The sequence below is a fragment of the Polaromonas sp. genome, assembly GCF_035638815.1.
GTDB lineage: Bacteria > Pseudomonadota > Gammaproteobacteria > Burkholderiales > Burkholderiaceae_C > Polaromonas.
Map to the genome: position 1 here is coordinate 56,534 of NZ_DASQZG010000010.1, position 20,198 is coordinate 76,731.

The following is a 20,198-nucleotide window of genomic DNA, read 5'->3' on the forward strand; positions in this document are numbered from 1 at the left end:
AACGGGTTGTCTTTAAGGGGTAAACAGAGTGCATTTGATTATCACGGATGCGTGGCTGGCCAAGAGCAACGCCATCTACTTGAGTGGCACCAAACTGGTCGTTGCCGGTTTCGTAGCGGCATTGGGTCTGATGCTGGTGGCTGCAGGGATGTACCACTGGGTTTTTCTCAAAGGCGCACGTGAGGGGTGGCCGGTGGTCGGCACTTTGGTGAAGCTGGTCGTGAAAGACGAGTTTGAACAACGCGACCGCTTTCTGCGCGAGAACCTTGACGTGATGGCCAAACGGCTGGGTGAGATGCAGGCCAAGATGATGCAGCTCGAAGCCCTGGGGGAACGTGTGTCCGGTCTGGCGGGTGTCAATCCCAACGACATCAAAACGACACCTGGCCGAGGCGGCGCACTGGTGACGGGTCGATCACTGACCATGGAAGAACTGCAAGCCACCCTGGCTGACCTCGATAAATTGACGGATCAACGCGTGGACTTGATGACCGTGATGGAGTCACGCCTGTTTGACCAGAAGATCAAGAAAATGATGGTGCCCACCCAGCAACCGGTGGCGTCGGGCATTCTGGGCTCAGCTTTTGGCTGGCGTATCGATCCTTTGAATGGCCGCTCTGCCTTGCATACCGGGCTGGACTTTCCTGCCGAACCGGGCACCCCCATCCTCTCTGCGGCAGGTGGGGTGGTGGTGGCGCAGGAGGTGCATCCCGCGTACGGCAACATGGTGGAGGTAGACCACGGCAATGATCTGGTGTCGCGTTATGCACATGCATCGAAGGTGTGGGTCAAAAAGGGTGACATCGTCAAGCGCGGACAAAAAATCGCCGAGGTTGGCACCACCGGCCGCTCAACCGGGCCTCATCTGCATTTTGAGGTTCTGGTTCAAGGGGTGTATCAGGATCCGCAGAAATTCCTGAATGCGGGCCAAAAATTGCCACCGACTGCAAATGCAGTGGCTGCAGCCCGGTTACCGGTCAACCAGCCCTCGCAAGTGCCCCGGCCAAAATAGTCACCCGGCAGAGGTAAAATCTGCGATTCGCGCTCTGTTGAACTGGCTGCAAGCGCCCACACCTAAGTCGTTACTCAATTAAGGGATTTCGGCCGCACAGACAGCTCTCTGACGAGCTGCCTGTGCGGCCCCGCATTTATGGCTTCCAATCTCCTGACCAAAATCTTCGGCAGCCGCAACGACCGGCTGCTCAAAACCTATCGCAAAACCATAGAGCGCATCAACGCCCTGGAAGCACCGTTCGAAAAACTCGACGACGAGCAGCTGCGTGCCAAGACCCGCGAATTTATTGACCGCGTTGCCAAAGGCGAGACGCTGGATGAGATCCTCCCCGAGGCTTTCGCCGTGGTTCGCGAAGGCAGCAAACGTGTCATGAAGATGCGTCACTTTGACGTGCAGATGCTGGGCGGCATGGCGCTGCACAACGGCAAGATATCGGAGATGGGGACCGGTGAGGGCAAAACCCTGACCGCAACCTTGCCCGTGTACCTCAATGCGCTGACCGGCAAAGGTGTGCATGTGGTCACGGTCAATGATTACCTCGCCAACCGCGATGCGCTCTGGATGGGCAAGTTGTACAACTTCCTCGGTTTGACCGTGGGCATCAACCTGCCCAATATGGAGCGTGCTGAAAAGCAGGACGCCTACCGTTCCGACATCACGTACGGCACCAATAACGAGTACGGTTTCGACTACTTGCGGGACAACATGGTCTACGAGGTGGCGGATCGTGTGCAGCGCGGCCTCAACTTTGCGATCGTTGACGAGGTGGACTCCATCCTGATCGATGAGGCCCGTACGCCCCTGATCATCAGCGGACAGGCTGAAGACCATACCGAGATGTACATGGCCATCAACAAGGTCGTGCCGCAGCTCAAGCGTCAGGAAGGTGAAGCCGATCCCCGTACAGGCGAAGGCATCATCACGCCCGGTGACTTCACACTCGACGAAAAAACGCACCAGGTTTTTCTGACCGAGCAGGGCCACGAGAATGCAGAGCGCATTCTTTTCGGTCTGGGCCTGATCCCCGAAGGCGCGACGTTGTACGACCCGGCCAACATCTCGCTGATGCATCATCTGTACGCTGCGTTGCGTGCCAACAACCTGTATCACCGTGACCAGCACTACGTGGTCCAGGATGGCGAAGTTGTCATCGTCGACGAATTCACCGGTCGCCTGATGTCAGGACGCCGCTGGAGCGAGGGCCTGCATCAGGCCGTGGAGGCCAAGGAAGGCGTGCAGATCCAGGCGGAGAACCAGACGCTGGCTTCGATCACATTCCAGAACTACTTCCGGCTTTACAGCAAGCTGGCCGGCATGACCGGCACGGCCGATACCGAAGCGTACGAGTTCTCCGAAATCTACGGACTCGAAACGACGGTGATCCCACCCAACCGGCCAAGCCGCCGTGAAGACCAGCTGGACCGCGTATACAAAACCACGCGCGAAAAATACGAAGCGGCGATCAAGGACATCCGCGAATGCCATGAGCGCGGCCAGCCTGTTCTGGTGGGCACGACCTCGATTGAAAACTCGGAAATCATCGATCAGCTGCTCAAAAAGGAAAACTTGCCCCACCAGGTGCTCAACGCCAAGCAGCATGCGCGAGAGGCCGATATCGTGGCGCAGGCGGGCCGGCTGAAGATGATCACGATTGCCACCAACATGGCCGGTCGGGGTACGGACATTGTGCTGGGCGGCAATATTGAAAAAATGGGGGAGGCTGTGCAGGCCATGGAAACCGCTCCCCAGGAAGGCAAGGACGCTGAGATAGCGCGTCTGCGCGCTGAGTGGTCTACCGAGCACGAGCAGGTCAAGGCCCTCGGAGGCCTGCGCATCATCTCCACTGAGCGCCACGAGTCCCGCCGCATTGACAACCAGTTGCGCGGTCGTTCTGGTCGGCAGGGCGACCCGGGTTCATCGCGCTTTTACCTGAGCCTGGACGATCCGCTGATGCGCATTTTTGCTGGCGACCGGGTCAAGGCGATCATGGAGCGGCTGAAAATGCCTGACGGCGAGGCCATTGAAGCCGGTATCGTCACGCGCAGTATCGAATCTGCGCAGCGCAAGGTAGAGGCGCGCAACTTTGACATTCGCAAACAGTTGCTGGAGTACGACGACGTTGCCAACGATCAGCGCAAGGTGATTTATCAGCAGCGCAACGACATCATGGACGCAGCCAACCTGCAGGAGCAAATTGCTTCCCTTCGCGAAGGCTGCTTTACCGATTTGACCCGGCAGTATGTCCCGGTTGAGAGCGTTGAGGAGCAGTGGGATATTGCCGGACTTGAAAAAGCGCTGCGCGACGAGTGGCAGATCAGTCTGGACTTGCAGACTGAAGTGCAGGCCGCCAGCGCCATCACGGACGAAGACCTGCTGGAAAAAGTTATCGCAGCGGCCAATGCAGCGTTTGCCGCCAAGGTTGATCGTATCGGTGAAGAAAATTTCACCCAGTTTGAACGGATTGTGCTGTTGCAAAGCATCGATTCGAACTGGCGCGAACATCTGAGCGCGCTGGACTATTTGCGCCAGGGCATTCACCTGCGTGGCTATGCGCAAAAGCAGCCCAAGCAGGAGTACAAACGTGAAGCGTTTGAACTGTTTGGCCAGTTGCTCGACAGCGTCAAGAACGAAGTCACCAAAACCCTCATGACCGTGCAAGTGCAGTCCAGCGAACAGCTGGATCAGGCGGCCGAAGACATGGAAGCCCGCGCCGAGAACATCGCCAACGTGACCTATACCGCGCCGACCGAAACCGGCGGCGTGGAAACCACAGTTGATGAAGAAACGGCTGTACGCAGGCAGACCTTGCCGGACGGTACGGTCCCGCGTGTAGGCCGCAACGATCCGTGTCCTTGCGGCTCGGGTAAAAAATACAAACTCTGCCACGGCAAACTGAGCTGATGCCCCCACGTTCGTTCACTGCGTGTAACTCTCTGCCCCCCAAGGGGGTGCATTTTTCCTAGGGGCGGCCCGTCGGAAAAACATGCCACCCTCCCTCTCTCTTTAAAGTCACAAGAATATGCCCGTCAATCTGGTCGCTACGCCCGCCGCTGATCTTTACCCGGTACCAGGTGTGCGCTGGGGCATCACCGAAGCGGGCATCCGCAAACAGGGCCGCAAAGACCTGTCTGTGATGCTGCTGGATGAAGGCGCTTCGGTGGGCGCCGTGTTCACGCAGAACCGTTTTTGCGCTGCGCCTGTCCAGATCTGCCGCGAGCACCTCGCCAAAAATTCGGGCAAGAGCCTGGGCATACGCGCCATGCTCATCAACACCGGCAATGCCAATGCCGGTACCGGTGCCGATGGTCTGAGCCGTGCTCATGCCAGTTGCATTGCGCTGGCCCGAGAGCTCAATGTGGCGCCAGAGCAAATTTTGCCGTTTTCAACCGGCGTGATCATGGAGCCGCTGCCGCATGACCGCATCGCGGCGGGTTTGCCTGCTGCGCTGGCCAACGCCAAGGCCGACAACTGGGCAGATGCGGCCCAAGCCATCATGACCACCGACACCGTGGCCAAGGCGTTTTCCAGCCGCATTACACTGGGCGGCGCAACCGTCACCATCACCGGCATCAGCAAGGGCGCTGGCATGATCCGCCCCAACATGGCGACCATGCTGGGCTTCATGGCAACCGATGCCTGTATCTCTCAGGACTTGATGGCGCAGTTGGCCAAGGAATTGGCCGAGGGCTCGTTCAATCGCGTGACGGTGGACGGCGACACCTCCACCAACGACTCCTTTGTGGTCATTGCGACCAACCAGGCCAAACACGCACCGGTCACCTCACTGGACAGCGCAGACGGCAAGTTGTTGCTGACTGCCATGCTGGACATCGCACGCCAACTCGCGCAAGCCATCGTACGTGACGGCGAGGGCGCTACCAAGTTCATCACCGTCAGGGTTGAAGGCGGTAAGTCCGGCGAAGAATGCCGGCAAGTGGCTTATGCGATCGCTCACTCACCTTTGGTCAAAACGGCGTTTTTCGCGAGCGATCCCAATCTCGGACGTATCCTCGCCGCGGTGGGCTATGCTGGCATCGCTGATCTTGAGCAGACAAAAATCGATTTGTACCTCGACGATGTGCTGGTGGCCAAAAACGGCGGGCGGCATCCAGACTATGTCGAGGCTGACGGTCAGCGCGTGATGAAACAAAGCGAAATCACGGTGCGCGTGCTGCTTGGCCGAGGCGATGCAGTCGATACGGTCTGGACCTGCGACCTGTCATACGACTACGTCAAGATCAACGCCGATTACCGCAGCTAACAAACAGAAGACAGGCGCAGGCATGAACGAGCAATTTGAACGCCTGATCACCCGGGTCGAATCCCTGATGGCTCGGATCGAATCCGTGCTGCCGCAGCCTTTGTCGGCACCCGACTGGACCTCCTCGATTGCCTACCGCTACCGCAAGCGCAGCTCGGGCCATGGCTCGCTGGAGCCGGTGCGGCACATTGGCAGCATCAGCCTGGGCGACCTCAAGGAAATCGAGGACCAGAAAGAAAAAATCAAGCGCAACACCGAGCAGTTTGTGTTGGGCAAGCCGGCCAACAACGTGTTGCTGACCGGCGCACGTGGCACGGGAAAATCCTCACTGATCAAAGCCTGCCTGAATGAATATGCGGCGCGCGGCCTGAGGCTGATAGAAGTCGACAAGGCCGATCTGGTGGACTTGCCAGACATCGTGGACGTTGTGTCCGGCTTGAGCGAAAAATTCATTGTGTTTTGTGACGATCTCAGCTTTGAAGAAGGCGAGCCGGGCTACAAAGCGTTGAAATCTATTCTGGACGGCTCGGTGGCTGCGGCCACGCCCAATGTGCTGATCTACGCGACCAGCAACCGGCGCCACTTGTTGCCCGAGTACATGACAGAGAACCTCACCTACTCCCACGGTGAAGACGGCGAGGTGCATCCGGGTGAGGTGGTGGAGGAAAAAATTTCCCTGTCAGAACGGTTTGGCCTGTGGGTCAGTTTTTATCCTTTTACCCAGGACGAATACCTCACCATCGTTGCGCAGTGGTTGTCATCTTTTGGTGTGGGGCAGGACGCAATTGCGGCGGCGAAGCCCGCTTCGCTGGTCTGGGCGCTGGAGCGCGGCTCTCGCAGCGGGCGTGTGGCCTATCAATTTGCTCGCGACTATGCCGGCCGCGACAGCAATAGCCGTCCGGTAACGGCGCCTGTCATTGGCGCCTATGAGCGGCCAGGGGCAGTTGCTGCCGCGTCGCCAGAGCAGAGCGACCAAGCCCCAGACCATTCGACATGAAGGTGCTGGTCGCCGACGGCTCGCGTCCACGCGAGGGCGGTGCAGACCGCAAGGTGGTTGACGTGGCTGTTGGTGTGTTGATCAGGCCTGATGGCGACTTCCTTCTGACGTCACGCCCGCCCGGAAAGGTTTATGAACACTACTGGGAATTCCCCGGCGGCAAACTTGAGGCGGGTGAAACCGTAGAGCAAGCTCTGCGGCGCGAATTACACGAGGAAATTGGCATCACCATCGCTGGCGTGCACCCCTGGAAGGTCGAGATGGTCGACTATCCCCACGCGCTGGTGCGGCTCAATTTCTGCAAGGTGTTTGAGTGGACGGGTGAGTTGCAGATGCGGGAAGGTCAGCAATGTGCCTGGCAGGGGCTGCCTGTCACGGTGAAACCCGTCTTGCCTGGTACGCTGCCCGTCTTGGCCTGGTTTGCCGGCGAGCGGGACTTTTCAGGGTCCACCCATTTGCTTGATTGATTGCTACTGTATTGGTAGCGCACTTCCCCCGTATTACCTGGGCAAACGGCCTTTTTCCTTGAAATTTCCGGTATACGGCCCGTTTTGAGAGCGGCAAGCCATGAATGATCTGACGGCACCCCTGTTGAATAACCCGAACAGTTGTCAGCCAAACTCCCACTGCTTCTTCGCACCCAGCACCGCATCGGGATAGACCGCTTTGCCACGCGAGCCGTTGTAGCGGCCCAGGCCCATGAAAAGGTCCCCCTTTTCACGGTCCAGGTAGTGACGCAGGATCACGCAGCCAAAGCGCAGGTTGGTTTGCATGTGAAACAGTTTGGTCGCATCGCCGTCACCGATGACACGCGTCCAGAAAGGCATGACCTGCATGTAGCCGCGCGCGCCCACCGGGCTGACGGCGAATTTGCGGAAATTGCTCTCAACTTGAATCAGGCCCAGCACCAACGCAAGGTCCAGCCCGGCGCGTTTGCTTTCGTACCAGACGGTCTGCAAAAATTCCTTGCGTGTCTGCCAGTCGGGTTTCTTTTTTCGCAGGCGGTCACTCATGGCCCCCAGCCAGCGCAGATAGGCCAGCCGGCTTTCGGTGTCCCGGAATTCGGGAATCGGCGGTGCCTGCTTGGCGACAGCTGAACTGAGCGCTGTGCGCACGGAGTCAATCAGCGGCTCTTCGATTTGGGCCCCGGCGGCGGCTTGCTCTGAAAACAATAGCGGCCCCGCGAGTAACGGTAAGGACAAGAGGCATTTTCTTCTCGAAAATTCCCCTGATGCCGGCTTGAGGATCGGTGTAGTGGTCATGAACACGCAGGCGCTTAGGCGGCTGGTGGAAGTTTTCCTTTGAGGAAATCCAGCGCGCCAACTACATCGATCTTGGTAGACGCGGCATCGCGGCGGTGCTGATATTCCAGCTGCCCATCCTTGAGCCCACGGTCGCCAATCGTGACGCGGTGCGGCACGCCAATCAGTTCCCAGTCAGCAAACATGGCACCGGGACGCTCGCCACGGTCGTCAAGAATCACGTCTACACCAGCGGCCAGCAGGTCCGCATACAGCTTGTCAGCGGCAGCCTTTACGTCGGGAAAGCGGTCAGGGCTGATAGGGCAGAGCACAACCGTAAATGGTGCAATCGAATCGGGCCAGATGATGCCGCGCTCGTCATGATTTTGCTCAATAGCCGCAGCAGGCAGGCGCGTGATTCCAATGCCGTAGCAGCCCATCTCCATGAACTGTGGCTTGCCATTTTCATCAAGAAAGGTGGCGTTCATCGCCTTGCTGTACTTGGTGCCTAATACAAATACGTGGCCCACTTCTATGCCGCGCTCGATGTTCAGCACGCCCTTGCCATCGGGCGATAGATCGCCGACAACGACATCGCGAATGTCTGCCACCATATCTGGTTCGCGCAAGTCGCGGCCCCAGTTGATGCCCGTGAGGTGGAGATCTGGTTGGTTCCCTCCGCAGACCCAGTCGGCCATGATCGCGACTTCCCGGTCTGAGACGATTTTGACTGGTCGCGTCAAGCCGACTGGCCCCAAGTAGCCCGGAATGCACTGAAAGCATTCTTGAATTTCCAGAGGGTTGGCAAATCGAAACCCTTCCAAGCCGGCCACCTTCCCCACTTTGACCTCATTCATATCATGGTCGCCGCGTAGCAGCAGTAGCCAGACTTGGGTCTTCACAACCGCGCCACTTTCGTTCAGCACATCGGTGGCCAATACCAGTGATTTGACGGTTGTGGACAACGGAACGTTCAGATACTTGGCCACATCCTCGCATGTGCTCTTGCCCGGCGTAGGGGTTTGGGCGAGCCGCTGGGTCGCCGCACCGCGGGGACCGGCGGGCGCCAACGCTTCGGCCTTTTCCATGTTGGCGGCGTAGCTGCTGTCAGGGCAGTACACGATCGCGTCCTCGCCGGTGTCGGCAATCACTTGAAATTCTTCGCTGAGGTCGCCGCCAATGGGACCGCTGTCGGCGGCAACTGCGCGGTAACGCAGCCCAAAGCGGTCAAAAATGCGGCGGTAAGCCTCACTCATCACGTCGTAGCTTTTTTTGGCAGCGTCCAGATCGCGATCGAAGCTGTAGGCATCCTTCATCGTGAACTCGCGCCCGCGCATCAGGCCGAAACGGGGGCGGCGCTCGTCACGAAACTTGGTCTGGATCTGATACAGGTTTTTCGGCAACTGCTTGTAGCTTTTAATTTCCTGGCGTGCGATGTCCGTAATCACTTCTTCGCTGGTGGGCTGGACCACAAAGTCGCGTTCATGGCGGTCTTTGATGCGCAAGAGTTCAGGGCCATTGGTCGTGAACCGCCCAGTCTCCTGCCATAACTCTGCGGGCTGGATTACCGGCATCGTCAGTTCTACGGAGCCCGCGCGGTTCATTTCTTCCCGAACAATGGCTTCGACCTTCCGAATTACGCGCAGCCCCATGGGCATGTAGGTGTAAATGCCGGCTCCAAGTTTCTTGATCATGCCAGCACGCGTCATCAACTGGTGGCTCACGACCTCGGCATCAGCGGGGGCTTCCTTGAGGGTGGAAATGAAGAACTGGGAAGCTTTCATGGGCTATTTATTCAGGTAGGGGGCTTGAGTCGCTGGAAGGCGCGTGCAACGGCTTGGCAGAAGCTTGGCTAGAACGCCTTCGCTGTGCATAATGGACTCAGTTTAAAAAATTTGAGGTTTGATTATGCTCGACCGGGACGGCTTCAGGCCTAACGTCGGGATCATCTTGCTCAACCAGAGAAGTCAGGTATTTTGGGGCAAGCGTATCCGTACCCACTCCTGGCAGTTTCCGCAGGGTGGCATTGACCGGGGTGAAAATCCCGAGCAGGCCATGTTTCGCGAACTGCACGAAGAGGTGGGACTGATGCCGCAACATGTGCAGGTGCTCGCCCGGACCCGGGACTGGTTGCGCTATGAGGTGCCTGACCGGTTTATCCGCCGTGATGCACGGGGACATTACAAAGGGCAGAAACAAATCTGGTTTCTGCTGCAACTGGTTGGTCACGACTGGGATTTGAACCTGCGCGCCACCGACCATCCGGAATTCGATGCCTGGCGCTGGAACGACTATTGGGTGCCGCTCGATGTCGTCGTTGAGTTCAAGCGTGGTGTTTACGAAATGGCGCTGACCGAGCTGTCGCGCTATGTTCCGCGCTTCGATAATCGGTTTGAGCCGCGCCCCGATCACCGCAACCGCTATCTGCGGGGGGGCATGCGTCAACGCGATTTCGCTGCGGGCGAGTCGGCTGAGACCAGATCACCGGGCGCCTCTTTTGAACTCCCACCCGGCGCAACTTTCGAACCCGATCCGCAAACCGGCATGATTGCAGGCCCAACCAATGAGAAGCATGAGATTTAAAACCCTGACCTTTGTGATGCTGTTGAGTCTGTCCCTGACGAGTTGGGCGCAGACCTATGCGTCCGACAGCTTGCTCGACTGGAAAGAGGTGGAGGCACCGCCGCCGCCTGCCTTCAATGTGAATAAGCTGCTTACCTTTGACGTTTTGAAGGCTTCCTCTTTGACGTTCGGCGTAGATCCGGCGTCCATCAGCATTGGGGAAGACGAAGTCGTGCGTTACGTGATCGTGGCCACCAGCCCTACGGGGGTGCGCAACGTCTTTTATGAAGGCATTCGCTGCGCGACCGGGGAGTACAAAACCTATGCGCGGCAGAACAACGAAGGCGTGTGGAACAAGGTGTCCAATCCGGAATGGCGCTCCGTTTTTAACAATGCTGGCGCCAGGCATGTGCTTCAGTTTGCAAAGACGGCGGCATGCGACAACACCGCGCCGACCCGGACCGTCGACGAAATGGTGCACAACCTCAAAACCAACCGGATTACCCGGTAAGAACGAGGTTGGTGCGATGAATCATTTCTGATTCACCGGTATAGCCCAGCAGTTTTTCGAAATCCTGCGAAGGCTTGCGGCATATCAACCGGGCTTCCGTGCTGGAATAGTTTGCCAGACCGCGGGCAATTTCCTTTCCATCGGCGCCGTGCACGGCAATGACATCGCCCCGGGAAAATTCTCCCTGCACGGACACCATGCCAATCGGCAGCAGGCTTTTGCCCTCGTCGCGCACCTTGGCTGCGGCACCAGCGTCCACCGCAACAGCGCCGCGCAATTGCAAATGATCTGCCATCCATCGTTTGCGAGCCTGGTTTTTGGGGGTCTGGGCGACCAGCAGAGTGCCCAATGCCTCACCTTGTGTCAGGCGAATAAGTGCCTGAGGTTCACGCCCCCAGGCAATGACAGTTGAGGCCCCCGAGCCCGCGGCGCGTTTGGCGGCCAGTATCTTGGTGATCATCCCGCCCTTGCCAATGCTGGAGCCAGCGCCGCCTGCCATGGCCTCAAGAGCAAGGTCGCCAGCCATCGCCTCATCGACGAAACGGGCGTCAGGATCTTTGCGTGGGTCGGCGGTGTACAGGCCGCGCTGATCGGTCAGGATGATCAATGCATCGGCATCGACCAAATTGGCGACCAGTGCACCCAGAGTGTCGTTGTCCCCGAAGCGGATCTCATCGTTGACCACGGTGTCGTTTTCATTGATGACGGGCACGACGCCGAGCTGAAGCAGCGTGAGGAGGGTAGAGCGGGCGTTGAGATAACGCTCTCGATCGGCCAGGTCAGCATGGGTCAACAGGACCTGCGCGCTGCGCACGCCGTTTTCGCGCAAATGACTTTCATAGGCGTGGACCAGTCCCATCTGGCCGACGGCGGCAGCGGCCTGCAGCTCGTGAATGGCCTTTGGACGGGTGGCCCATCCGAGCCGTTTGATGCCCTCGGCAATAGCGCCGCTGCTGACCATGATGACTTCGCGACCGCCTTTGACCAGCTCCGCCAGTTGCTCGCACCACTGGGCAATGGCCAGGGCATCCAGCCCTCGGCCTTCATCGGTGACAAGGCTGGAGCCAACTTTGACCACAATGCGCTTGGCGTTGAGGAGAACCTTTGAACCTGTTGTGGCTTGCATAGACAGATAATTTTGCGATTCCGCCCTTTAAGCACGGGCACAGTCAGCTATTAAATAAATAGCAAATAAGTGAAGCGTTCAGTCAGCGACAGGCGGTTGAGCCGGCATGTCGACGAAGCGCGGGTCGATTTCTTCGGGCTCCTGCTCGCTTTTTTGCACTGACTTGACGTGCTGGTAGATCGTTTTGACCAGGTGTTCGCAGCCTTCACGTGTCAATGCCGATATTTCAAACACGGGCCCCCTGAACTTGAAGCGCTTGACAAAATCCTTGACCAATGCGGCGCGCTTGTCAGCATCCACCATGTCGAGCTTGTTGAGCACCAACCAGCGTGGTTTGTCGTACAAGGACTCGTCGTATTTTTTCAGCTCGCCAACAATCGCTTTTGCCTGAGCGACCGGGTCCACGCTGTCGTCAAACGGTGCCATGTCCACGATATGCAGGAGCAGGCGGGTGCGTTGCAGGTGCCGTAAAAACAGATGGCCCAGACCCGCGCCTTCGGACGCGCCTTCAATCAGGCCCGGCAAGTCGGCAACCACAAAACTCTGCTCGGGTCCGACCCGCACAACGCCAAGGTTGGGGTGCAGGGTGGTGAACGGATAGTCGGCAATGCGTGGCCTTGCATTGGACACGGCGGTGATGAAGGTGGATTTTCCGGCGTTGGGCATGCCCAGCAGGCCGACGTCAGCCAGAACCTTCAATTCCAGTTTGAGACTTTTGCGCTCACCGGGCCAACCAGGCGTTTTGCTGCGCGGCGCGCGGTTGGTGGAGCTCTTGAAGCGCAGGTTGCCGAAGCCACCGTCGCCCCCCTTGGCGATCAGCACTTCCTCGCCCGGAACCAGCAGTTCAAACAGGACTTCGCCTGTTTCGGCATCCGTCAGAATGGTTCCCACCGGCATTTTGAGGATGATGTCATCCCCCTTGGCACCAAACATATCGGAGCCCATGCCGTGCTCGCCATTGCGGGCTTCGTGGCGCCGCGAAAACCGGAAATCCACCAGGGTGTTGAGGTTGACGTCGGCCAACGCATACACGTGGCCGCCCCTTCCACCGTCACCACCATTGGGCCCGCCAAATTCCTTGTACTTCTCGTGGCGGAAGGAGACGCAGCCACTCCCGCCATCGCCCGCGGCGATGTCAATATAGGCTTCGTCAACAAATTTCATGGTTTAAAGGGTAAGCCGAAACGCCCAGCCCGGTATTAGTTTAAATAAGGAGACTCAAACAAAAAAGCCCCGACCAAGCGGGGCTTCGATGCCATCGAAGTGATCAGCTTACGCCGGGGTCACATTGACGGTGTGCTTGTTCAGCGCGCCTTTGATGGCAAATGAGACCGAACCGTCCACCAGCGCAAACAAGGTGTGGTCTTTGCCGATGCCGACATTGACGCCTGGATGGAACTTGGTGCCACGCTGGCGCACGATGATGCTGCCTGCGTTGATCACTTCGCCGCCAAACTTCTTGACACCCAACATCTTGGGCTGCGAATCGCGCCCGTTTCGCGTAGAGCCGCCGCCTTTTTTCTGTGCCATTTTCTAATACTCCTGGTACGTCCCTGCTTAACCAGCGATAACGCCGATTTGCAGTTCAGTGAAGTTTTGCCGGTGTCCCTGGCGTTTTTGGTAGTGCTTGCGACGACGCATTTTGAAAATGCGCACTTTGTCGTGCCTGCCGTGGGAAAGAACTGTGACTGTGACAGTCGCGCCGGACACCAAGGGCGTACCAACCGTGATCGAACTGCCTTCACCGACAGCCAAAACCTGGTCAATAACGATCTCTTGGCCTACGTCCGCAGCAATCTGTTCTACTTTAATTTTTTCACCAGAAGCAACTTTGTATTGTTTGCCACCGGTTTTTATGACCGCGTACATGTGAGACCTCGTAAATTGAGTTCTGCGGACGGATTTCCACAGAGCCCTAGATTCTAGCACGGAGCCGGTAAATTGCGGTCCTGGGGCCTGAAGGCGAAGTGGCTTTCTATAATCTGCCCAATCTTTTGTCTGGACTGCCTTGACTGCCAATTCTTCTAGTACCGCTGCCGCACTTGCCCTGATTGCCGACGATATGCGGGCCATGGATACGGTAATTGAACGCCGTCTCAGCTCTGAAGTGCTCCTTGTCAGCCAGGTGTCCCAGTACATCATCGCGGCCGGTGGAAAAAGGCTGCGCCCCGCTCTTTTACTCCTGATGTGCGGCGCGCTGGATTACCGGGGTGAGCAGCGCTTCAATTTAGCAGCTGTGGTGGAATTCATACACACGGCCACTTTGCTGCACGACGACGTAGTGGACGAGTCCACCTTGCGCCGCGGCCGGGCTACCGCCAACGCGTCATTTGGCAACCCGGCCAGCGTGCTGGTGGGAGATTTTTTGTATTCCCGCGCCTTCCAGATGATGGTCGAGGCTGGCGATATGCGCATCATGCAAACCCTGGCCGAGGCGACCAATGTCATCGCCGAAGGCGAGGTTCTGCAGCTCATGAACATGCACGACGCGGGTTTGTCGGAAGAAGGCTACTTGCGTGTCATCCGATCGAAGACCGCCAAGCTGTTCGAAGCCAGCGCACGCCTGGCCGGCTTGCTCGCAGGGGCGACGGCTAAAGTCGAGTCCGCCTGCGCAGAATACGGTCAGGCGCTGGGCACCGCCTTTCAGGTTATTGATGACTTGCTCGACTACGACGGTGACGCAGCGGAAATGGGGAAGAACCTGGGGGACGACCTGCGCGAAGGCAAGGTAACCTTGCCGCTGATCATTGCCATGCAGCGCGGCACCAGTGCGGAGCGCCAGGTCATTCATCGGGCCATTGAAGGCGGAGGGGCGGAGCAGCTGACGGAGATCGTCGCCATCGTAAGGCGGACCGGCGCTCTGGACGCTACCCGCGAAGCTGCGGCCGCGGAGGCTGAGAGGGCGGTGCGTGCTCTGGACCTGATTGCGCACAATTCCTATCGCGCTGCCTTGCTGGAGCTGGCGTCTCAATTGCTGCAGCGTCGCTCATGAAGGCGGATTTGCGGGCGGGGTGTAGCTTAGCCTGGTTGCGCGCTCCGTTCGGGACTAGGGGCCGGAGGTTCGAATCCTCTCAACCGACCATTTGGGCATGCGATGTGACTGCGATTCGACTTGGGCCGGGGCGCGCTATTGGCGTTCATGGGCATTTGAGGTAGATTCACAGGACTATGGCTGCTGTCGATACTGTGATTAACCCGCCTCCCGCGGTTGCCTTGCCCGGACTTGGTCGGGCTTTGGTCATGGCCGGCAAGCTCGGTCAGAAGGCCGCAGAAGATATCTTTCGCAAAGCACAGACCGGGCGTACCAGCTTTATTGCCGAGCTGACTGGCTCCGGTGCGGTTTCGCCATCGGACTTGGCGCACACCATGTCGTCCGCTTTCGCGGCCCCACTTCTTGATCTGGACGCTATCGATACCCAGCGCCTGCCCAAGGGCCTGCTTGACGCCAAGATTTGTCAGGCTTACCGAATCGTTGTTCTGAGCAAGCGCAGTAACCGCTTGATCGTTGCAACGGCCGATCCTTCTGACCAGCAGGCGGCCGAAAAAATCAAGTTCTCCACTCAGATGGGGGTTGATTGGGTGATCGCTGAGTACGACAAGCTGACCAAGTTGGTGGAGGCTGCTACCACGACGGCCTCCGAGGCGATGGACAGCATCATCGGCGACGACTTTGAGTTTGATGAGTCCACAGCAGAAGCGGCGAGTGTCGATAACAACGACACTGGCGTCGCCGAGGTTGAAGATGCGCCGGTCGTCAAGTTTTTGCACAAGATGCTGCTCGATGCCTTCAGCATGCGCGCTTCTGACCTGCATTTCGAGCCGTACGAACATACCTATCGTGTGCGCTTTCGTATTGATGGTGAGTTACGCGAGATTGCTTCGCCACCTGTCGCCATCAAGGAAAAGCTTGCATCGCGCATCAAGGTCATCTCGAAAATGGACATCTCTGAAAAAAGGGTGCCCCAAGACGGGAAGATGAAGCTCAAGATCGGGCCTGACCGTGTGATCGATTTTCGCGTCAGCACACTGCCCACCATGTTTGGTGAAAAAATCGTGATCCGTATTTTGGATCCGAGCAGTGCAAAGCTGGGCATTGATGCGCTGGGCTATGAGCCGATCGAAAAAGAGCGCCTGCTCAATGCAGTGCAGCGTCCTTATGGAATGGTCCTGGTCACCGGGCCGACCGGTTCCGGGAAAACCGTCTCGCTCTACACCTGCCTGAATATTCTGAACAAGCCGGGCGTCAACATCGCCACTGCTGAAGACCCGGCCGAGATCAATTTGCCAGGTGTCAATCAGGTCAGCATGAATGACAAGGCTGGTTTGAATTTTTCTGTCGCATTAAAAGCCTTTCTACGCCAGGATCCAGACATCATCATGGTCGGCGAGATCCGGGATCTGGAAACCGCCGAGATTTCGATCAAGGCCGCTCAGACGGGCCACCTGGTGCTGTCGACGCTGCACACCAATGACGCGCCTGCCACGCTGACGCGTTTGCGCAACATGGGTATTGCGCCGTTCAATATCGCATCGAGCGTGATTCTCATCACTGCCCAGCGTCTTGCCCGGCGGCTATGCCCCAATTGCAAGGCTCCCGCCGACATTCCGCGCGAGACACTGCTTGACGCCGGCTTCAAGGAGGAAGATGTGGATGGGTCGTGGACGCCTTACCGGCCCGTCGGCTGCTCCATGTGCAACAACGGTTACAAGGGCCGGGTGGGCATCTATCAGGTCATGCCCATCACCGACGAGATCCAGCGCATCATCCTGCGCGACGGTAGCGCGCTGGACATCGCCGAGCAAGCCGAACGCGAGGGCGTAAAGAGTTTGCGCGGCGCGGGGCTGCAAAAAGTTAAGATCGGCATGACTTCGCTGGAAGAGGTTCTTGGCTGCACCAACGTTTGAGGCTCGCAAGAGAATTACCTCTTCTCGGAATGCGATAAAAGCGTTTCCATCACGGCATTAGCAAAAAGGCACCATGGCAACTGCAGCAACCGTCAAGGAATTCGTCTTCGAATGGGAAGGCAAGGATCGCAATGGCAAGCAGGTGCGGGGGGAGACCCGTGCTGTTGGCGAGAACCAGGTTAAGGCAAGCCTGCGCCGGCAAGGCGTCTTTCCAACAAAAATCAAAAAGCGCAGCATGCGCTCCGGCAAGTCCATCAAGCCGAGGGATATTGCCATTTTCACGCGCCAGTTGGCAACGATGATGAAGGCTGGCGTGCCTCTGCTGCAGGCATTTGACATCGTCGGTCGGGGCAACGCCAACGCCAGCGTCACCAAACTGCTCAACGATGTGCGCACAGATGTGGAAACTGGGACATCCCTGAGTGCGGCCTTTCGCAAGTACCCCTTGTATTTCAATACCCTCTATTGCAATCTTGTTGAGGCCGGGGAAGCGGCAGGTATTTTGGAGGCACTGCTTGATCGTCTTGCCGTTTATATGGAAAAAACCGAGGCGATCAAATCCAAAATAAAATCCGCGTTGATGTACCCAGCGTCAGTGGTGGTTGTGGCGTTTGTGGTGGTGGCAGTCATCATGATTTTTGTTATCCCGTCCTTCAAGTCAGTTTTTTCGTCATTTGGAGCGGACTTACCTACACCGACGTTGATCGTAATTGCCATCAGCGAGTTTTTTGTGGCTTATTGGTGGCTAATTTTTGGCGGCATCGGCGGCGGATTCTATTTTTTCTTTCAGGCGTGGAGGCGCAATGAAAAGGTGCAGCGTTTCATGGATCGGGCGTTGCTGAAGGTGCCCGTTTTTGGTGCTCTTATCGAGAAATCATGCATAGCACGTTGGACTCGCACCTTGTCTACCATGTTTGCCGCCGGTGTTCCATTGGTTGAGGCACTGGATTCCGTGGGTGGGGCGTCAGGCAATTCCCTGTATGCCGATGCCACGGTAAAAATTCAGCAGGAAGTCTCCACTGGGACCAGTCTGACCGCGGCAATGGGCAACGCCAACCTGTTTCCCACCATGGTGTTGCAAATGTGTGCCATTGGCGAGGAGTCCGGGTCGGTAGACCACATGCTTGGGAAGGCCGCCGATTTTTATGAGGCCGAAGTTGACGAAATGGTCGCCGGCCTCTCCAGCCTAATGGAGCCCATCATCATTGTGTTTCTTGGCAGTTTGATTGGCGGGATTGTGGTATCCATGTATCTGCCGATCTTCAAGTTGGGTGCAGTGGTTTGATGCTTGGACCGGGGTTCGGCCTATCCCCCGAAATCAATGCCGCCTTGGTCAGTGGCCTAGGGCTGCTAGTTGGCAGTTTTCTGAACGTCGTGATTTACCGCCTCCCAAAAATGATGGAGCACCAATGGGCGGCGGAATGCGCCGAGCTCGCTGGCAATGAAACGCCTACGGTCGACAAATTCAACTTGATGGTTCCGCGCTCGCGTTGCTCCAGTTGCGGGCACGTGATTCGCTGGTATGAAAACATCCCCTTGCTGAGTTACATTTTCCTTAAGGGAAAGTGCTCGACATGCGGGACGAAATTCGGCCTTCGGTATCCGCTGATCGAATTGGCAACCGGCGCCCTTTTCTTCTTTTGCGCCTGGCGTTGGGGCCTGACTGCCACGGGTCTTGCCTGGTGCGGTTTTTCGGCGGCACTGCTGGTGTTGGCGGTGATTGACTGGGATACCACGCTCCTTCCGGATGACATCACCCTGCCACTGCTTTGGGCAGGCATGATCGTCTCCGCGCTGGGCTGGAACCCGTCCGTCGCCCTGAGCCAGTCTCTGTGGGGTGGGGTGGCCGGATACCTTTCGCTGTGGCTGGTTTACTGGGCGTTCAAGCTGGTCACGGGCAAAGAGGGAATGGGCTACGGAGACTTCAAGCTGTTTGCAGCTCTGGGTGCCTGGTTCGGTTGGTCGGCCCTGGTTCCGATCATCCTCATGGCTTCGGTCATAGGTGCTGTGGTTGGCATTGCAATGAAGTTCTCCAGCGGTTTGCGGGAGGGGGGTTACGTTCCTTTTGGCCCCTTCCTGGCAGGCGCGGGGTTTACTGCCATGATGTTTGGCCCTCAGTCCATTCTCCGGGTCATCGGGTTATAGGCATGGGCGCGCTGCGGGTAGGCCTGACCGGCGGCATAGGCAGCGGGAAAAGTACAGTTGCCAACATGCTCGCCGCCTGCGGCGCTGCTGTCATTGATTCCGACGCGATTGCACGCGCGGTCACGGCTCCGGGCGGTGCGGCGATTGATTTGATCAGCGCGCAATTTGGCGCCCGTTTCATCACGCCCGAGGGAGCTTTGAACCGGGACCTGATGCGGCAACTGGCATTCAGCGATGCCACAGCCAGAAAGCAGCTTGAAGAAATTGTTCACCCCTTGGTGGGAGCTGAGACAGCGAAGCAGGCAGCACAGGCCAGCAGTGCGTGCATTGTTTTTGACGTGCCTTTGCTGGTTGAGTCGGGGCGTTGGCGGCAGAAGGTTGACCAAGTGCTGGTAATCGATTGCAGCGAAGAGACCCAGATCAGTCGGGTGATGGCGCGTAACGGCTGGACGCGCGAAGCGGTTGTGCAGGTCATGGCTGGTCAGGCCAGCCGCAGCCAGCGGCTCGCAGCCGCTGATATCTGCATCTACAACGATGCTTCGCTGTCGCTTGATGCGTTGACGCTGGAGGTGGGTCTGCTGGCGCAGCGCTTCGGGCTATGATGCGCAGACAAACAACCAGCCGATAAAGATACCGCAGTGATCCTTTACGAGTATCCCTTCAACGAACGCATACGCACCTATTTGCGGCTTGAGCATCTGTTCCACCGTCTCGGCGAGTTGGCCGTGCGGGAGCACCCTACCGACCATCACTACGCCATCACGACGATCTTTGAAGTGATGGACGTTGCTGCCCGGGCCGATCTGAAAACAGACGTTTTGAAAGACCTCGACAAGCAAAAACATGTTCTCAACGGTTACCGCGGCAATCCCGCGATTTCCGAGGCTGTGCTGGACGAGGTCACCGGGCAACTTGACCAGTGTTTTGCGGCGCTGAATGGCTTGCCGGGTAAAGCTGGCCAATCCTTGACTGAAAACGACTGGCTGATGAGTATTCGCAGCCGCGTGGGCATTCCGGGCGGAACCTGCGAGTTCGATTTGCCCGCCTACTTTGCCTGGCAGCATCTGGACGCAGCGACGCGGCAGGCAGACCTGCAACGCTGGATCGCGACGCTGGTGCCTTTGGCCGAGTCGATTCAGGTGCTGCTCAAATTGGTCCGTGATTCCGGTTTGCCGCAAAAAGTGGTGGCAACGGGTGGACAGTATCAGCAGACCTTGCCGCAAGGGCGTACTTTCCAGTTGCTTCGCCTGCGCATCGACCCCGGTTTGGGTTTGATCCCCGAGATCAGTGGCAACCGGCTCATCACTTCCGTGCGGCTGATGCGGCATGAAAGTGACGACAGGCTGCACCCATCGGCGGATGATTCTGCTTTTGAAGTAACTCTTTGCTCCTGAGTCCCCAGGGTACTGACGCTTTGTCGATCAACTCAGAGACG

Annotated in this window: 19 protein-coding genes; 13 read left to right on the forward strand and 6 right to left on the reverse strand. The window is 57.8% G+C overall.

Features of this window, described 5'->3' with window-relative positions; translation table 11 throughout:
- The first annotated feature begins 28 nt into the window (after positions 1-28).
- From VE934_RS05280 to VE934_RS05300, 5 genes are all read left to right on the forward strand, one after another.
- Positions 29-1,012, forward strand: a complete 984-nt coding sequence (locus tag VE934_RS05280) for a M23 family metallopeptidase (RefSeq protein ID WP_324885050.1) — start codon at positions 29-31, stop codon at positions 1,010-1,012.
- A 138-nt stretch (positions 1,013-1,150) separates the two neighbouring features.
- On the forward strand, positions 1,151-3,916 hold the full coding sequence (secA, locus tag VE934_RS05285; protein ID WP_324885052.1) for a preprotein translocase subunit SecA: 2,766 nt from the start codon (positions 1,151-1,153) through the stop codon (positions 3,914-3,916).
- A 118-nt stretch (positions 3,917-4,034) separates the two neighbouring features.
- Positions 4,035-5,276 (forward strand): bifunctional glutamate N-acetyltransferase/amino-acid acetyltransferase ArgJ, encoded by a 1,242-nt coding sequence (gene argJ / locus VE934_RS05290; RefSeq protein WP_324885054.1) that lies wholly within the window; start codon positions 4,035-4,037, stop codon positions 5,274-5,276.
- Between the two features lie 22 nt (positions 5,277-5,298).
- Positions 5,299-6,273 carry an ATP-binding protein gene (locus VE934_RS05295; protein ID WP_324885056.1) on the forward strand — a complete coding sequence of 325 codons (975 nt, stop codon included), beginning with the start codon at positions 5,299-5,301 and terminating at the stop codon, positions 6,271-6,273.
- Positions 6,270-6,740: an NUDIX domain-containing protein gene (locus VE934_RS05300; protein WP_324885058.1), complete on the forward strand. Its 471-nt coding sequence runs from the start codon at positions 6,270-6,272 to the stop codon at positions 6,738-6,740. Before VE934_RS05295 ends, VE934_RS05300 begins: the two co-directional genes overlap by 4 nt.
- Before the next feature lie 144 nt (positions 6,741-6,884).
- Here VE934_RS05300 and VE934_RS05305 read toward each other — a convergent pair whose 3' ends face one another.
- A complete protein-coding gene (locus tag VE934_RS05305; protein WP_324885060.1) occupies positions 6,885-7,535 on the reverse strand; it encodes a lytic transglycosylase domain-containing protein in 651 nt (216 codons plus the stop codon).
- Positions 7,536-7,549: 14 nt separating this feature from the next.
- On the reverse strand, positions 7,550-9,298 hold the full coding sequence (locus tag VE934_RS05310) for a proline--tRNA ligase (RefSeq protein WP_324885062.1): 1,749 nt from the start codon (positions 9,296-9,298) through the stop codon (positions 7,550-7,552).
- Between the two features lie 124 nt (positions 9,299-9,422).
- On the opposite strand from VE934_RS05310, the gene VE934_RS05315 reads away from it, so the two are divergent.
- Together VE934_RS05315 and VE934_RS05320 are read left to right on the forward strand one after the other, a co-directional pair.
- Positions 9,423-10,097: an RNA pyrophosphohydrolase gene (locus VE934_RS05315; RefSeq protein WP_324885064.1), complete on the forward strand. Its 675-nt coding sequence runs from the start codon at positions 9,423-9,425 to the stop codon at positions 10,095-10,097.
- Positions 10,087-10,587: a CNP1-like family protein gene (locus VE934_RS05320; protein WP_324885066.1), complete on the forward strand. Its 501-nt coding sequence runs from the start codon at positions 10,087-10,089 to the stop codon at positions 10,585-10,587. The genes VE934_RS05315 and VE934_RS05320 overlap by 11 nt, the downstream gene beginning before the upstream one ends.
- Here VE934_RS05320 and proB read toward each other — a convergent pair.
- From proB to rplU, 4 genes are all read right to left on the reverse strand, one after another.
- On the reverse strand, positions 10,577-11,713 hold the full coding sequence (proB, locus tag VE934_RS05325; RefSeq protein WP_324885068.1) for a glutamate 5-kinase: 1,137 nt from the start codon (positions 11,711-11,713) through the stop codon (positions 10,577-10,579). The genes VE934_RS05320 and proB overlap by 11 nt on opposite strands.
- A 78-nt stretch (positions 11,714-11,791) precedes the next feature.
- On the reverse strand, positions 11,792-12,877 hold the full coding sequence (gene cgtA, locus VE934_RS05330; protein WP_324885070.1) for an Obg family GTPase CgtA: 1,086 nt from the start codon (positions 12,875-12,877) through the stop codon (positions 11,792-11,794).
- A 108-nt stretch (positions 12,878-12,985) separates the two neighbouring features.
- Positions 12,986-13,243 carry a 50S ribosomal protein L27 gene (gene rpmA / locus VE934_RS05335; protein ID WP_091998773.1) on the reverse strand — a complete coding sequence of 86 codons (258 nt, stop codon included), beginning with the start codon at positions 13,241-13,243 and terminating at the stop codon, positions 12,986-12,988.
- 27 nt (positions 13,244-13,270) lie between these two features.
- Positions 13,271-13,582, reverse strand: coding sequence for a 50S ribosomal protein L21 (gene rplU / locus VE934_RS05340; protein WP_324885074.1), 312 nt, complete (start codon positions 13,580-13,582; stop codon positions 13,271-13,273).
- A 139-nt stretch (positions 13,583-13,721) separates the two neighbouring features.
- Here rplU and VE934_RS05345 point away from each other — a divergent pair, with 139 nt between their 5' ends.
- The 6 genes from VE934_RS05345 (at position 13,722) to zapD (ending at position 20,157) form a co-directional block, all read left to right on the forward strand.
- Positions 13,722-14,705, forward strand: coding sequence for a polyprenyl synthetase family protein (locus VE934_RS05345; protein WP_324885076.1), 984 nt, complete (start codon positions 13,722-13,724; stop codon positions 14,703-14,705).
- 176 nt (positions 14,706-14,881) lie between these two features.
- Entirely contained in the window at positions 14,882-16,618 is a 1,737-nt protein-coding gene (pilB, locus tag VE934_RS05350; RefSeq protein WP_324885078.1) for a type IV-A pilus assembly ATPase PilB, read from the forward strand.
- A 73-nt stretch (positions 16,619-16,691) separates the two neighbouring features.
- A complete protein-coding gene (locus VE934_RS05355; RefSeq protein WP_324885080.1) occupies positions 16,692-17,903 on the forward strand; it encodes a type II secretion system F family protein in 1,212 nt (403 codons plus the stop codon).
- Positions 17,903-18,763: an A24 family peptidase gene (locus VE934_RS05360; RefSeq protein WP_324885082.1), complete on the forward strand. Its 861-nt coding sequence runs from the start codon at positions 17,903-17,905 to the stop codon at positions 18,761-18,763. The genes VE934_RS05355 and VE934_RS05360 overlap by 1 nt, the downstream gene beginning before the upstream one ends.
- 2 nt (positions 18,764-18,765) lie before the next feature.
- Complete coding sequence (coaE, locus tag VE934_RS05365; RefSeq protein ID WP_324885084.1) at positions 18,766-19,365, forward strand: dephospho-CoA kinase; 600 nt, start codon at positions 18,766-18,768, stop codon at positions 19,363-19,365.
- Positions 19,366-19,401: 36 nt separating this feature from the next.
- Positions 19,402-20,157 carry a cell division protein ZapD gene (gene zapD, locus VE934_RS05370; protein ID WP_324885086.1) on the forward strand — a complete coding sequence of 252 codons (756 nt, stop codon included), beginning with the start codon at positions 19,402-19,404 and terminating at the stop codon, positions 20,155-20,157.
- Positions 20,158-20,198 lie beyond the last annotated feature (41 nt).